Origin of the sequence: Citrobacter sp. Cm038 (assembly GCF_030333105.1) — a bacterium.
GTDB classification, from domain to species: domain Bacteria; phylum Pseudomonadota; class Gammaproteobacteria; order Enterobacterales; family Enterobacteriaceae; genus Citrobacter; species Citrobacter murliniae.
Map to the genome: position 1 here is coordinate 145,484 of NZ_JAOWGO010000022.1, position 14,134 is coordinate 159,617.

The window sequence follows — 14,134 nt, forward strand, 5'->3', positions numbered from 1 at the left end:
GGTCGATTTTACCACCCGGAACCTCATCCAGACGTATGAGTGTGGCCAGAAGGTTCCCACTTCAGTGTGAACGCCACTGAGTGTTTCCATTGCCAGAGTTTACATAAAGCCTGGCAATGGAGGCGTTATGAGCTGGCGGCCTTTTTTATATCTTATTATTAATCCTCATCCGGTATTGAGCACCCGGCGCGGGCATCTGCGTCTGGTACAGGGATGACTTTGCATTCTGTTAACAAACACGATATAACAAACCTTCTTTGGATGTTTAGATGTCCATACGTTTGGAAGGTTATATGCAAACAACACAACAAAATGCGCCGCTGAAGCGCACGATGAAAACGCGTCACCTGATTATGCTCTCCTTAGGTGGCGTTATTGGCACAGGATTATTCTTCAATACCGGGTACATCATTTCCACCACTGGCGCGGCGGGGACGTTGCTGGCCTACCTGATTGGCGCGCTGGTGGTCTGGCTGGTCATGCAGTGTCTGGGAGAATTGTCGGTGGCGATGCCGGAAACCGGAGCGTTTCACGTCTATGCTGCGCGCTATCTTGGTCCGGCGACAGGTTACACCGTCGCCTGGCTCTACTGGCTGACCTGGACCGTGGCACTTGGTTCGAGCTTTACCGCCGCCGGATTCTGCATGCAGTATTGGTTTCCGCAGGTACCGGTATGGATCTGGTGCGTGGTTTTCTGCGTCATTATTTTTGGCCTGAACGTTATCTCTACGCGCTTTTTTGCCGAAGGGGAGTTCTGGTTCTCGCTGGTGAAAGTGGTCACCATCATCGCGTTTATTATTCTCGGTGGAGCGGCTATTTTTGGCTTTATCCCGATGCATGACGGTTCGCCCGCGCCGGGGCTGAGTAATATCACGGCAGAAGGCTGGTTCCCGCACGGTGGTTTACCTATCCTGATGACCATGGTGGCAGTGAATTTTGCTTTCTCTGGTACTGAGCTTATCGGTATTGCTGCAGGTGAAACGGAAAACCCACGCAAGGTCATTCCGGTGGCAATTCGTACCACTATCGCGCGACTGATCATTTTCTTTATCGGCACCGTATTTGTGCTGGCAGCGTTGATCCCGATGCAGCAGGCTGGCGTGGAGAAAAGCCCGTTTGTGCTGGTGTTTGAGAAGGTAGGGATTCCGTATGCCGCCGATATTTTTAATTTCGTGATCCTGACGGCCATTCTTTCTGCGGCGAACTCCGGACTGTACGCCTCCGGGCGTATGTTGTGGTCGCTGTCGAATGAGCGCACGTTACCTGCCTGTTTTGCGCGGGTGACGAAAAACGGTGTGCCGCTGACGGCGTTGTCGGTCAGTATGCTTGGCGGCGTGCTGGCGCTGTTTTCCAGTGTGGTTGCCCCGGATACAGTATTTGTCGCACTCTCGGCGATCTCCGGGTTTGCGGTTGTCGCGGTGTGGCTTAGCATCTGCGCCTCGCACTTTGTTTTTCGCCGCCGGCATCTGCAGCAAGGTAAGGCATTGAGTGAATTACATTATCGAGCACCGTGGTATCCGCTGGTGCCTGTACTGGGGTTTGTGCTGTGTCTGGTGGCTTGTGTGGGACTGGCATTCGATCCGGCGCAGAGAATTGCGTTGTGGTGCGGGTTACCGTTTGTTGCGCTGTGTTATGGTGCTTATTTCCTTACTCAACCCCGTAAAGCAAAACAGGAGCCAGAACATGTCGCAGAATAATCCGTTAAGCGCTCTCCTTGATAAACAGGACTTCCTGTTGCTGGATGGCGCAATGGCGACGGAACTGGAAGCACGTGGCTGTAATTTAGCCAATAGCCTGTGGTCAGCCAAAGTGCTGGTAGAAGATCCGCAGCTTATCCGCGAAGTTCACCTTGATTACTATCGGACGGGGGCGCAGTGCGCGATCACCGCCAGCTATCAGGCAACGCCTGCAGGCTTTGCCACGCTCGGACTGGATGAAGCGCAGTCAAAAGCGCTGATTGGCAAAAGCGTGGAGCTGGCACGTAAGGCGCGCGAGGCGTATCTGGCGGAGAATCCGCTGGCAGGGGGACTGCTGGTGGCTGGCTCCGTGGGGCCATATGGTGCGTATCTGGCGGATGGTTCAGAGTACCGCGGCGATTACGAGCGAAGTCAGGAACAGTTTCAGGCGTTCCATCGTCCGCGCGTAGAAGCCTTGCTTGATGCCGGGGCCGATCTGCTGGCCTGTGAAACGATGCCGAATTTTGCTGAGATTAAAGCGCTAGCGGAGTTGCTGAGCGCGTACCCGCGAGCGCGGGCATGGTTCTCTTTTACTCTGCGTGACAGCGAACATCTGAGCGATGGTACGCCGCTGAGCGAAGTTGTCGCGTTTTTGGCTCACTATCCGCAGGTAGTGGCGATTGGTATCAACTGTATTGCGCTGGAAGACACGACCGCTGCGCTACAGCATCTGCATGGATTAACGACGCTGCCGCTGGTGGTCTATCCCAATTCGGGGGAGCATTACGATGCGCAGAGCAAAACCTGGCATCATCATGGTGAAGGTTGTGCGCGGCTGGCGGATTATCTGCCTCAGTGGCGGGCTGCCGGTGCGCGGTTGATTGGCGGGTGTTGTCGCACCACGCCAGAGGATATTGCCGGGTTAAAAGCCTGTTTTTGAGCGTTACCGGGCCGGAAGGCCCGGTAAATCATCACGCCGCATCCGCTAATACAAACATCCCGTACGGGTGGATTTCGAGATAGTAGTGCTCACCGACGTCCGGCTGCAGGCGGGTTGCGTTAACCTGCAGTAAGATTTCCTGCCCGTGCCACACGACGGTCACCTCATACTGCGGCCCCATATAGGCGACGTGCTGGATCACACAGCGCTGGCTCTCTTCACCGCGATCGCTCAACGTAATTGCTTCTGGTCGTACGCCGACCGTGCCTTCGCCCTGAGTAGCAAAATGCAGTGGTCGCGGCAGTCGGTAACCGTAGATATCAACATATTCCTGACTGAATGCTGCCGGAAACAGGTTGGCGTCACCCATAAAGCTTGCCATAAAGCGTGACGCAGGTTGACGGTAGAGATCCTGCGGCGAGCCGATCTGCATGATATGTCCCTTGTTCATTACCAGTACGGTGTCGGAAACGGCAAAGGCTTCACTCTGATCGTGGGTCACGTACAGAGAGGTGATATCAAATTGCTTTTGCAACTCACGGATCTTATCGCGCATGCTGCGACGCAGGTTGGCATCAAGGTTGCTGAGTGGCTCATCGAACAGCAGGACTTTCGGTTTGAGGATCAGCGCGCGCGCCAACGCCACACGCTGCTGCTGTCCACCGGAGATCTGATCGACATAACGGTCTTCGAATCCTTCCAGATCGACCATCGCCAGCGCTTCTTTTACGCGGGCCTTCACTTCCGCGCGTGAGATACCGAGCATTTTCAGACCATAGCCGACGTTCTCTCCCAGCGACATATGCGGGAACAGAGCGTAGGACTGAAACACCATACAGATATCGCGCTGCTGGATAGAGCGATGGGTGACGTCTTCGCCATCAATGTAAATCTGCCCCTCGCTCGGTTTTTCCAACCCGGCGACCAGACGCAGAATGGTAGTTTTTCCGCAGCCTGACGGCCCCAGCAGCGTCACCATTTGCCCTTGTGGGATGGTGAGGTTGATATTGTCGATAACCGTATTGCTGCCGAATCGCTTGGTGACGTTGCGCAGCTCAACAAAATTTTTCTGACTCATAGTGCGCTCCATTACGCCTGGTTTTTGGCTTTTGAACGGGAGGTACGTGATTCACCGATCAGCCAGTCAAAGATGAAAATAATCGCCAGCATCACCACGATCAGAATCGAACCGTAGGCAATCGCCACGCCGTATTCGCCGTCTTCCACGCGGTTCAGGATGTAGGCGGTCGCCACGCGGGTATCCGGCGTCACGAGGAACACAATGGCGCTGACGGTGGTAATGGCACGGACAAAGCTGTAGATGAGCGCCGAGAGGATCGCCGGGCGCAGCAGCGGCAACAGGATGTGCGTGATGGTTCGCAGCGAACCGGCGCGCAGGCTGAGTGAGGCTTCATCCAGTGATTTGTCGATCTGTCCGAGTCCGGCGATTCCCGCGCGGATCCCGACCGGTACGTTACGCATGACCATCGAGATAATGACTATCGCCGCCGTTCCGGTGAGATACACCGGTGCGCTGTTAAAGGCCAGAATGTACGATACGCCAGCCACGGTGCCGGGTACTGCAAAACACAGCATGGTAGTGAACTCGATGGTCTTCTTGCCTTTGAACTGCTGGCGCACCACTACCCAGGCAATCAACAGGCCGAAGATGGCGGTGATGGGGGCGGCAATACCTGCGTAAAGCAGGGTATCGAGCAGTGAAGGCCATGCTCCGTCGCTCATGCCCTGGCCGAACAGCTTGGTAAAGTTCGCCAGCGTCAGGGTGTAGTCCACGCCCCAGTTAACGGTAAAACTACCGTAGAAAATGCTGCCGTAGAGCAGGGCGTTAAAGGCAATCCACACGGCCAGTAGGGCGACGACGCTCCACACCAGGGTCACCGGCAGCGGCTGCACGTCGCCACGATAGGATTTACCCGAAACGGTGACGTACGAGCGTTTACCGATCCACATGTACTGCACGCAGAACACCAGCAACGAGAACAGCAGCAGGAATGCACCAAGCGTACTGGCGGCCTGGTAATCGAGCTGTGAGCCGGTGATGTAGAAGTAGATTTGTGTTGCCAGTACGTCAAAGTTACCGCCGAGGACCAGGGGGTTACTGAAGTCGGCCAGCGATTGCACCACGACAATCAAAAAGGCGTTAGCCAGCGCCGGTTTCAGCAGCGGGACAAATACACCGTTAAAGGTCTGCCAGCGACTGGCGCGTAGGGTGTATGAGGCCTCTTCCAGCGAGGGATGAATAGTCTTGATCGCCCCGTCGAGGATCATAAATGCCATTGGGGTGAAAGCCAGCACTTGCGCCAGCCAGATGCCGGTAAAACCATACAGCCAGTTGGTATTCGTCAGCCCGAACCACTCCACCATAAATTCGGTGATGTAGCCGGAGCGTCCCATCATCAGAGTGACGCCTAAGCCGACGACAAACGGCGGAGTAACGATCGGCAGAATCGAGAAAATACGACCAATGATGGCGCTGCGTCTGGCGATACGGGTGGTGTAAATCGCCAGCACCAGACCGAAGAAGGTACAGCCGACGCCGACAGCAATCGACAGCATAATGGAGTTGAGGATCACCTGAATGATATGCGCCTGTGACAGCACATTCATAAACGCCAGTGGCGCAAACTCTCCGGTGTCGTTGGTAAACATCGGAATGAAAATGGCGATGCTTGGCCAGACGATAAAAATACCGATCAGCGCGACAATAGCCGTAAGTGAACCGATGACGAAACGGTCGCCGCCCAGCCATTCGAGGCGGGTGAGCGCCAGGGTCATGATCGCGCCCAGGGCCACAAACAGTACGATAGTGGCATAACCTAAACCGCGTCCTTCAAGTGTGGCGCTGGCGACAATAAAGGCCATGCAGAAAAACGCCCAGCCCGCATCGAGATAGTGGCGGCTGCGCTGTTCGCGTCTGGCTTCCTGGAACGGGCGCACCAGCAGCAGGCTCGGCAGCAGATACCATAACCAGCTGATATTGAAATGCGACCAACTGTAAGCAGCGATAATTTCATCGCTTGTCGATTCCAGCAGGCCGTAGTCCAGACTCCAGCTTGGCAGCAGGGCAAATGCCAGCCAGCCCAGCAAAACCCAAAGGAATATCGCATCCCGTTTTTTCACGGGATGGAGTGCAAGTGTGTGTGACATAAGCGTTCCGGTGTTGTATGTAGGCCCGGTAAGCGCGAGCGCCACCGGGCATTAACCGCAAAATGTGGGCTTATTTACCCATCTTCACTTCGCTGACCCACTTGTTGATCAAGGCTTTACGCACATCGGTAGAACCATACTTATCCATGTCGTAATTGATAAGTTTCAGATCATCGAGTTTCAGTGAGTTTGGCGAGGTTTCGGCAGTGGTGTTGGTCAGGATCTGATAGGATTTGCCTTTCTTCCATGCCAGCTCCTGGGCGTCTTTCGACAGCACCCAGTCGACGAACAGTTTGGCGTTGTCAATATTACGAGCGCCTTTCAGAATGCTGACGCCACCAATTTCATAGCCGGTACCTTCGCAAGGAGAGATCAGTTCCAGCGGCGCGCCTTGTTCTTTTTCCAGCGAATAGTCGTGCAGGAAACCAATGCCGATAGCCGTTTCGCCACGGGCGGCGTTACGTGCCGGGGCTATGCCGGATTTGGTGTACTGGGAGACGTTGGCGTTGAGTTGCTTCAGATAATCAAAGGCCTGATCTTCACCCCATAGCTGGGCAAAGGTCGCCAGTGCGGTGTAAGCCGTGCCTGAACTTTGCGGGTCGGCAATCTGAATTTCACCTTTGTATTCTGGTTTGGTCAGATCTTTCCAGCATTTTGGTACTGGCAGGTTTTTCTCTTTCAGACGCTGGGTATTGACGCCAAAGCCCAGAATACCGACGTAAACCGCCGAGGAGAGGTTACCTTTAACCTTGGCGGGATCGCGGAATTTCTCCATGATCTGGCTGAGGTTCGGTGATTTATAGGGCTGCAGCAGACCCATTTCACCGGCCTGAGATTGCGGATCCAGCGTACCGCCGTACCAGACATCCGCCTGCGGGTTTTTCTTCTCGGCATCGACTTTCGCCAGCGTACTGCCCGATCCGTTACGGATGAACGAGGTCTTCACGTCATATTTGTCGCCGAAAGCTTTGGTTTCGGATTCACACATCTCGTTGGTGGCACTGCAATAGACCACCAGGCGACCTTCTGCTTGTGCAACGCTGCTTAAGGCAGCCAGCGCAATGCCGGATGCAATCAGGGTAGAGGTAAGCGTCAGTTTCATTGTTTTATCCTTTGACTGAGAGAAGGGGTAATGCCTGCAATAAGTAGCGGCATCAGCAATAAACCCATAAAGACAGCGGCTACCGAGAGCAAACTGAACATTCCCGACCAGCCGTAACGTTCTATGACCAGCGACAGCGGCCAACCCGCCAGCGCGGCCCCCAGATAGGCGAACAATCCGAGAAAACCCGTGATTGAACCTGCCGCCGCCTTGTGTCCGCATTCGACAGCTGCCAGGCCAATCAACATTTGTGGGCCAAAAACAAAAAAGCCCACGGTAAAGAAACAGACCGCCAGCAGTGCGTAGTGGTGAACCGGTGCCAGCCACAGGGCAGCGACAGAGACCATCAGCCCCAGCGTGAACAACAAAATCATTGGCGCGCGTTGTCCACTGAACAGCAAATCTGATCCCCATCCGGCAAACAGCGCCCCGAGTAAACCACCGACTTCAAACAGCATCACTGTGGCATTGGCGCTGAGCAGGTTGACGCCGTGGCTTTCCGTCAGCCAGATGTTGCCCCAGTCATTGAGGGCAATGCGGATCAAATAGACCAGTACATACGACACGCCGAGCAGCCAGATCATCGGGTTCTTCAGCATCGTCGTGCGTAACATTTGCCACAGTCCCATCGGCGGGCTTTGCTGCTCCTGGCGCAACTCCAGCGGGTCATGTCGCCATTCTCCAACCGTGGGTAATCCCTCTTCCTGTGGCGTGCCTTTGAGTTGCAGAGTAAGCCAGATGCCTAATGCCATGCTGATGATCCCAGGTGCCAGCATGGCGGCCTGCCAGCCCCACCAGTGGGCGGCAAAGGCGCTAATCAGTGGGATCACCGCTCCACCGATGTTGATCGACATATTCCAGCAGCCCCACCAGAAGCCGCGCTCGTTGCGTGAATACCAGTGGGTCAACAGTCGGGCGCATGGCGGCCAGCCCCAACCCTGGAAAAAACCGTTTAACGTCCAGACAGCAAGCAACAGGGGCAGTGATTCGCCAAACGCAAACACCACGTTTAATATGCCGGTGGCGAACAGGCCGATGCCCATAAACGCGCGCTGCCCGTGGCTGTCATGCCATAATCCGGCGGTGAATTTCGACAGGCCGTACGTCAGATAGAACAGCGATCCCAGCAGGCCGATATCGCCTTTATCCAGCCCAAGATCGGTTTGCAGCGCCGGAAGTACGTAGTTGACGCTTTTGCGCGTCAGGTAAAACGCGGCGTAGCCAATCACCATGCACATTAGCAGCCGGGGGCGTAGTGCCCGATATTGTTGGTCTGTTTTGCTGGCTGAGCGTGCGTGCATAGATAGCCGTCTCCGTTTTGCTGACTATATGAAAGTGAAACCGAAAGGGGATGAGAGAAAGTCCGGACTGACTAAGACTTTTTCCTGGTTAATGGCGGGTTTGTTGCAAATTTGTGGGCAGGTTAACAATTACCCGCGTACCATTCTGCGATTCGATCGTCAACTCGCCGCCGAGTGCATTAACGCGCTCACGCATTCCCTGGATACCGAAGCCAGGGATTTTTTCGGGCAGAATACCGACGCCGTTATCATCAACTTCCAGATGCAGGCTGTTTTCTCGCTGGCGTAACGCAATCGACACCTCGCTGGCGTCAGCATGTTTGCAGACGTTATTGAGTAATTCCTGCAAAAGACGATAAAGGGTGAATCTGACCGTTTCATTTTCTGGCGTATTTTCCATCTGATACTCAAACCGACAACGAATACCCCGTTCGGCAAACGCAAATTCGTTCACCAGATGATGTAGCGCATCCTTAAAGGACAGTTCATCGAGAGCGGGAGGGCGTAACTGGCGCAACAACTGACGGGTAGAGTGGTGAATACGTCGGGCAAGATCGTTGATCTGATTGGCGGCCTCGAGTGTTTGTTGTGGATTGTGCGCCCGTTTGACTAACTGCGACTGGATTTGAATCGCGGTAATGTTCTGGCCAATTTCGTCATGCAGTTCCCGCGCCAGGTTCTTGCGGGTATTTTCTTCGGTGCGGATCAGTTGTTCGGTCAACGCTCGCCGCGCTGTCAGTTCAGATTCCAGACGCTGGCGATAATGATGCAGGTTCTGCGCCAGATGCTGCTGGCGACTGATGGCGATCCCCAGCCCGATGCCCAGCAGTGCCTGGGTGGCGAGAAAAATCTCCAGTTCGAGTAGATTGCTGAATCCTACGCCTATCTGCCGGGCGATGGTGATCATCATGCTGCCGAGTAGCCCGGACAATACGCCCCCCTGCCAGCCAAATTTCCACGCCATCACCACGTTTGGCAGGAATACCACGATCAGCAGCAGGCGCTCGATATCCGGTGACAGAACCATTTGCGTACCGATGCCGATAATAAAAAACAGGCTGCACCAGATAATAAGCGACGTGCGCAGCGGTGGATTGGTGGTATCCAGACCGAGCAAATGATACCGGTGCTGCTGGCGGAGAAACTCGTAGATCAGATAGACAAATGGCGTCAGCAACACGCCACCGGTAAACGATGCCAGACCCGTCAACATAGCCGGACTTTGAATAAAGGGCGAAAGCAGGGCGGTGTTGAGTAATGACGTCACGGTCACCGCGGCCAGTAACAGCGTTAATCGCTGCCAGTAAAGGGGGAAGCGGTGCCAGTAGGATTGCCCAATGCTCGCTGGGATCAGGCTGATAAACGGCGCTGCCAGCAGGATGTAGCCATTCAACAACTGCTCGCTGTGCAACCACAACAGCATCAGCACCGGCGGCAGCACCAGCGCGGGCCAGTACCGGCGCGAAAGCAGGATCAGCAGAGCAAGGTAGACGCCGTGAGGCAGAAATAACGCCGCCTGTTGGCCGTTATGGGTCAGGTAAAAACCTAGCGTCCACAGCATTAGCCAGCCCGATCCCCAGGCCAACAGGATAAAAAGTGAGATCACCCCATGGCGAGCCGATCGTGACATTAATGCCCCGTCAGCAACTGGTGGTCGAGGGCGAAATGCACCAGATCGATGGTGCTGTGACATTGCAGCTTGCCCAGTACGTTAGCGCGGTGGACATGGACAGTTTTATGGCTGAGATCGAGCTTAAAGGCGATTTCTTTCACGCTATCGCCTTTGACCAGCAGATCAAAGACTTCCCGCTCGCGTGGGGTCAGTACTTCCAGAACCTGCGCGGGCTGTTCACCACCGCGTAGCGCCCGTAAGGCATCGGCACACAGGTAATGCCCGCCCATACCCACTGAGCGTACAGCCTGTACTAATTCCTCGGGGCCGCAGCGTTTGGTCAGGTAGCCGCTGGCTCCGGCATCCAGTGCGCTTTGAACAAATGTAGGCGCGTCGTAAATGCTGAGAATGATGGCGCGAAAGCCGGGTTTCTGCGACCGCAGTCGTTTTAACAGGCTCAGACCATTTTCATCCGGCATGGCGATGTCCATTACCGCCACGTTGACGTCATCGCGCAGTAATGCAGGCCAGGCTTGTGCCGCGCTGCTGTACTGACCGATGACGTCAATGTCATCTTCGAGGCTGAGTAATTGCGCAAAGCCGGAACGCACCACCACATGGTCATCCACCAGCACAACATGAATCATGATATTGCTCTCTTGCCTGACAATGACGTCTATGATGCCTGCCAGGGCTGTGCTGGCAATCAATCAGGTATAGTTATGTAACGGATGTAACAAAATCGCAATAAAAAGGCGTGGCGCGGTTTTTGTGGAAAATCACTAACCTTTGCCGGTTTTTTTCTAAAAACGCTTTGTTCTTAGCCAGAATTTTTAATTCCTTTATCAAATTCAGCCGCAACGAAATACTGCCTCCATAACAAGACAGGGGAGCAGACAATCATGGGTATTTCATCGCGTAACACACTCCTTGCCGTACTGGCATTGGTTGCATTTCAGGCGCAGGCGGTCAATGTCACCGTCGCGTATCAGACTTCCGCCGAACCCGCCAAAGTGGCGCAGGCGGACAACACCTTTGCCAAAGAGAGCGGGGCCACCGTTGACTGGCGTAAGTTCGATAGTGGCGCGAGCATCGTGCGGGCGCTGGCTTCCGGCGATGTGCAGATTGGCAATCTCGGTTCCAGCCCGCTGGCGGTCGCCGCCAGTCAGCAGGTGCCGATTGAGGTTTTCTTGCTGGCCTCAAAACTGGGTAACTCCGAAGCGCTGGTGGTAAAGAAAAATATCAGCACACCGCAGGATCTGATTGGTAAACGTATCGCCGTGCCGTTTATCTCCACGACCCACTACAGCCTGCTGGCTGCACTCAAACACTGGGGTATTAAGCCTGGCCAGGTGGAGATTGTGAATCTGCAACCTCCGGCGATTATTGCCGCCTGGCAGCGCGGAGACATTGATGGTGCTTACGTTTGGGCGCCTGCGGTAAATGCACTGGAAAAAGACGGCAAAGTATTAACCGACTCCGAAAAAGTGGGGGAATGGGGGGCGCCGACGCTGGATGTGTGGGTGGTGCGTAAAGATTTTGCCGAGAAGCATCCTGAGGTAGTGAAAGCCTTTGCCAAAAGCGCGATTGCTGCACAGCAGCCCTATATCGCTAACCCCGATGAGTGGCTGAAGCAGCCGGAAAATATCAGCAAGCTGTCGCGCTTAAGCGGAGTGCCGGAGGCAGATATTCCTGCGCTGGTGAAGGGTAATACCTATCTGACACCGCAACAGCAAACCGCTGAACTGACCGGGCCGGTAAACAAAGCGATTATCGACACCGCACAGTTCCTCAAAGAGCAGGGGAAAGTGCCTGCCGTAGCGACGGACTACAGCCAGTACGTCACCGATCGCTTTGTGCAATAAAGGGGGCGCTGATGCTGCAAATCTCTCATCTTGCCGCCAGTTACGGTGGAAAACCTGTGCTGGACGATATCAATCTGACCCTGGATGGCGGTGAACTGCTGGTGGTGCTTGGGCCTTCAGGCTGCGGGAAAACCACGTTGCTGAATCTGATTGCCGGATTTGTACCTTATCAGCACGGCAGTATTTTGCTGGAAGGGAAAAAGGTCGAAGGTCCTGGGGCTGAACGTGGCGTTGTGTTCCAGAACGAAGGTCTGCTGCCCTGGCGTAACGTGCAGGATAACGTCGGGTTCGGTCTGCAACTGGCTGGCGTAGAGAAAATGCAGCGTCAACGTGTCGCTCTGGAAATGTTGAAGAAAGTTGGATTAGAGGGCGCAGAAAAACGCTTTATCTGGCAGCTTTCTGGCGGTCAGCGTCAGCGCGTGGGTATTGCCCGGGCGCTGGCGGCGAATCCGCAATTGTTGCTGTTGGACGAGCCGTTTGGGGCGCTGGATGCGTTTACCCGCGAACAGATGCAAACCCTGCTTCTTAAGCTCTGGTATGAGACGGGTAAACAGGTGCTGCTGATCACCCACGATATCGAAGAGGCCGTGTTTATGGCAACGGAACTGGTGCTGCTGTCCCCAGGTCCTGGCCGGGTGCTTGAACGTTTGCCGCTCAATTTCTCCCGCCGCTTTGTGGCCGGAGAAGACAGCCGCAGTATTAAGTCCGATCCGCAGTTTATCGCGATGCGTGAGTATGTGTTAAGCCGCGTCTTTGAACAACGGGAGGCTTTTTCATGAGTGTGGTGATTAACGATAAACCCCGGCAGCGCGCGCTGAGCTGGCGCTGGCCGTTCTCTCGCCAGATTACGTTAAGTCTCGGTACGTTGACCGTTATCCTGGCGATATGGTGGACGGTGGCAGCTCTGCAATTGATCAGTCCACTGTTTTTACCCTCGCCGGGGCTGGTGTTACAAAAACTTATTACCATTGCCGGTCCGCAAGGCTTTATGGATGCCACGTTGTGGCAGCACCTGGCGGCAAGTCTGACGCGTATTGTGATAGCTCTGCTGGCAGCGGTGTTGCTTGGTGTTCCTGTGGGGATCGCGATGGGGTTGAGTCCGACTGTGCGCGGTATTCTCGATCCGATTATCGAACTGTATCGTCCGGTTCCACCGCTGGCCTATTTGCCGCTGATGGTCATCTGGTTTGGGATCGGTGAAACCTCCAAGATCTTGCTGATCTATCTGGCCATTTTTGCACCTGTTGCAATGTCGGCACTGGCGGGTGTTAAAAGCGCGCAGCAGGTGAGGATTCGGGCCGCGCAATCGCTGGGGGCCAGCCGTATACAGGTATTGTGGTTTGTTATTTTACCGGGGGCATTGCCGGAAATTCTTACCGGATTGCGCATCGGACTGGGCGTGGGCTGGTCGACGCTGGTGGCAGCAGAGCTGATTGCCGCGACGCGAGGTTTAGGTTTTATGGTGCAGTCAGCCGGTGAATTTCTGGCAACGGATGTGGTGCTGGCGGGGATCGCGGTGATTGCCGTTATCGCCTTTATTTTAGAACTGGGTCTGCGTGCGCTCCAGCGCCGTCTGACGCCCTGGCATGGAGAAGTACAATGAGTGAACGTCTGAGTATTAGCCCGCTGGGGCCGTATATTGGGGCACAGATAACAGGTGCGGATCTGACCCGTCCACTGAGCGATAACCAGTTTGAACAGTTGTACCATGCGGTACTGCGCCACCAGGTGGTATTCCTGCGCGATCAGGTTATTACGCCGCAGCAACAACGGGCGCTGGCGCTGCGTTTTGGCGATCTGCATATTCATCCGGTCTATCCCCATGCTGAGGGAGTGGAGGAGATTATCGTGCTGGATACGCATAATGATAATCCGCCGGATAATGACAACTGGCACACCGATGTGACGTTTATTGAGACGCCGCCTGCCGGGGCGATTCTTGCAGCTAAAGAGCTGCCCTCAACCGGTGGTGACACGCTGTGGACCAGCGGAATTGCCGCCTATGAGGCGCTATCTGCGCCGTTTCGCCAACTGCTAAGCGGCCTGCGGGCTGAACATGATTTCCGTAAGTCATTTCAGGAGTTTAAATATCGTAAGACTGAAGAGGAGCACCAGCGCTGGCTGGAGGCGGTAGCAAAGCATCCGCCGTTGTTGCATCCGGTCGTGCGCACGCATCCGGTGAGCGGTAAACAGGCACTGTTTGTGAATGAGGGATTTACGACACGGATTGTCGATGTGACGGAGAAAGAGAGTGAAGCGCTGCTCGGATTCCTGTTTGCCCACATCACTAAACCGGAGTTTCAGGTGCGCTGGCGCTGGCAGCCCAACGATGTGGCGATTTGGGATAACCGTGTGACGCAGCATTATGCTAATGCTGACTATCTGCCGCAGCGACGCATTATGCATCGGGCTACGATTCTGGGGGACAAACCATACTTCCGTGCGGGCTGATTGCCTGCTGGCGCTTCGC

General features: G+C 54.9%; 12 protein-coding genes. 6 read left to right on the forward strand and 6 right to left on the reverse strand.

The features are described 5' to 3' along the window. The first annotated feature begins 293 nt into the window (after window positions 1-293). Together mmuP and mmuM are read left to right on the forward strand one after the other, a co-directional pair. Window positions 294-1,697, forward strand: a complete 1,404-nt coding sequence (gene mmuP / locus OGY01_RS12050) for an S-methylmethionine permease (RefSeq protein WP_045449469.1) — start codon at window positions 294-296, stop codon at window positions 1,695-1,697. Further along, window positions 1,684-2,616, forward strand: coding sequence for a homocysteine S-methyltransferase (gene mmuM / locus OGY01_RS12055; protein ID WP_286493160.1), 933 nt, complete (start codon window positions 1,684-1,686; stop codon window positions 2,614-2,616). The genes mmuP and mmuM overlap by 14 nt, the downstream gene beginning before the upstream one ends. 31 nt (window positions 2,617-2,647) lie before the next feature. On the opposite strand, the gene fbpC is transcribed toward mmuM, so the two are convergent. The 6 genes from fbpC to OGY01_RS12085 all read right to left on the reverse strand — a co-directional run bounded on the left by fbpC (window position 2,648) and on the right by OGY01_RS12085 (window position 10,446). Next, window positions 2,648-3,694 carry a ferric ABC transporter ATP-binding protein gene (gene fbpC / locus OGY01_RS12060; RefSeq protein ID WP_045440372.1) on the reverse strand — a complete coding sequence of 349 codons (1,047 nt, stop codon included), beginning with the start codon at window positions 3,692-3,694 and terminating at the stop codon, window positions 2,648-2,650. Window positions 3,695-3,705: 11 nt separating this feature from the next. Beyond that, window positions 3,706-5,784, reverse strand: coding sequence for an ABC transporter permease (locus tag OGY01_RS12065; RefSeq protein WP_045440374.1), 2,079 nt, complete (start codon window positions 5,782-5,784; stop codon window positions 3,706-3,708). A 70-nt stretch (window positions 5,785-5,854) separates the two neighbouring features. Further along, window positions 5,855-6,886: an ABC transporter substrate-binding protein gene (locus OGY01_RS12070; RefSeq protein WP_045440378.1), complete on the reverse strand. Its 1,032-nt coding sequence runs from the start codon at window positions 6,884-6,886 to the stop codon at window positions 5,855-5,857. Further along, entirely contained in the window at window positions 6,883-8,187 is a 1,305-nt protein-coding gene (gene uhpC, locus OGY01_RS12075; RefSeq protein ID WP_048221971.1) for an MFS transporter family glucose-6-phosphate receptor UhpC, read from the reverse strand. Before uhpC ends, OGY01_RS12070 begins: the two co-directional genes overlap by 4 nt. An 88-nt stretch (window positions 8,188-8,275) precedes the next feature. After that, a complete protein-coding gene (locus OGY01_RS12080) occupies window positions 8,276-9,817 on the reverse strand; it encodes an MASE1 domain-containing sensor histidine kinase (protein ID WP_048221970.1) in 1,542 nt (513 codons plus the stop codon). Further along, entirely contained in the window at window positions 9,817-10,446 is a 630-nt protein-coding gene (locus OGY01_RS12085; RefSeq protein WP_048221969.1) for a response regulator transcription factor, read from the reverse strand. The genes OGY01_RS12080 and OGY01_RS12085 overlap by 1 nt, the downstream gene beginning before the upstream one ends. 255 nt (window positions 10,447-10,701) lie before the next feature. Here OGY01_RS12085 and tauA point away from each other — a divergent pair, with 255 nt between their 5' ends. From tauA to tauD, 4 genes are read left to right on the forward strand one after another with little or no spacing between them, the layout of a single operon-like run. After that, window positions 10,702-11,664 carry a taurine ABC transporter substrate-binding protein gene (gene tauA, locus OGY01_RS12090; RefSeq protein ID WP_045440390.1) on the forward strand — a complete coding sequence of 321 codons (963 nt, stop codon included), beginning with the start codon at window positions 10,702-10,704 and terminating at the stop codon, window positions 11,662-11,664. An 11-nt stretch (window positions 11,665-11,675) separates the two neighbouring features. After that, window positions 11,676-12,443, forward strand: a complete 768-nt coding sequence (gene tauB / locus OGY01_RS12095; protein ID WP_045440392.1) for a taurine ABC transporter ATP-binding subunit — start codon at window positions 11,676-11,678, stop codon at window positions 12,441-12,443. Continuing rightward, window positions 12,440-13,267 (forward strand): taurine ABC transporter permease TauC, encoded by an 828-nt coding sequence (tauC, locus tag OGY01_RS12100; RefSeq protein WP_045440395.1) that lies wholly within the window; start codon window positions 12,440-12,442, stop codon window positions 13,265-13,267. The genes tauB and tauC overlap by 4 nt, the downstream gene beginning before the upstream one ends. Continuing rightward, window positions 13,264-14,115, forward strand: a complete 852-nt coding sequence (gene tauD, locus OGY01_RS12105) for a taurine dioxygenase (RefSeq protein ID WP_045440398.1) — start codon at window positions 13,264-13,266, stop codon at window positions 14,113-14,115. Before tauC ends, tauD begins: the two co-directional genes overlap by 4 nt. Window positions 14,116-14,134 lie beyond the last annotated feature (19 nt).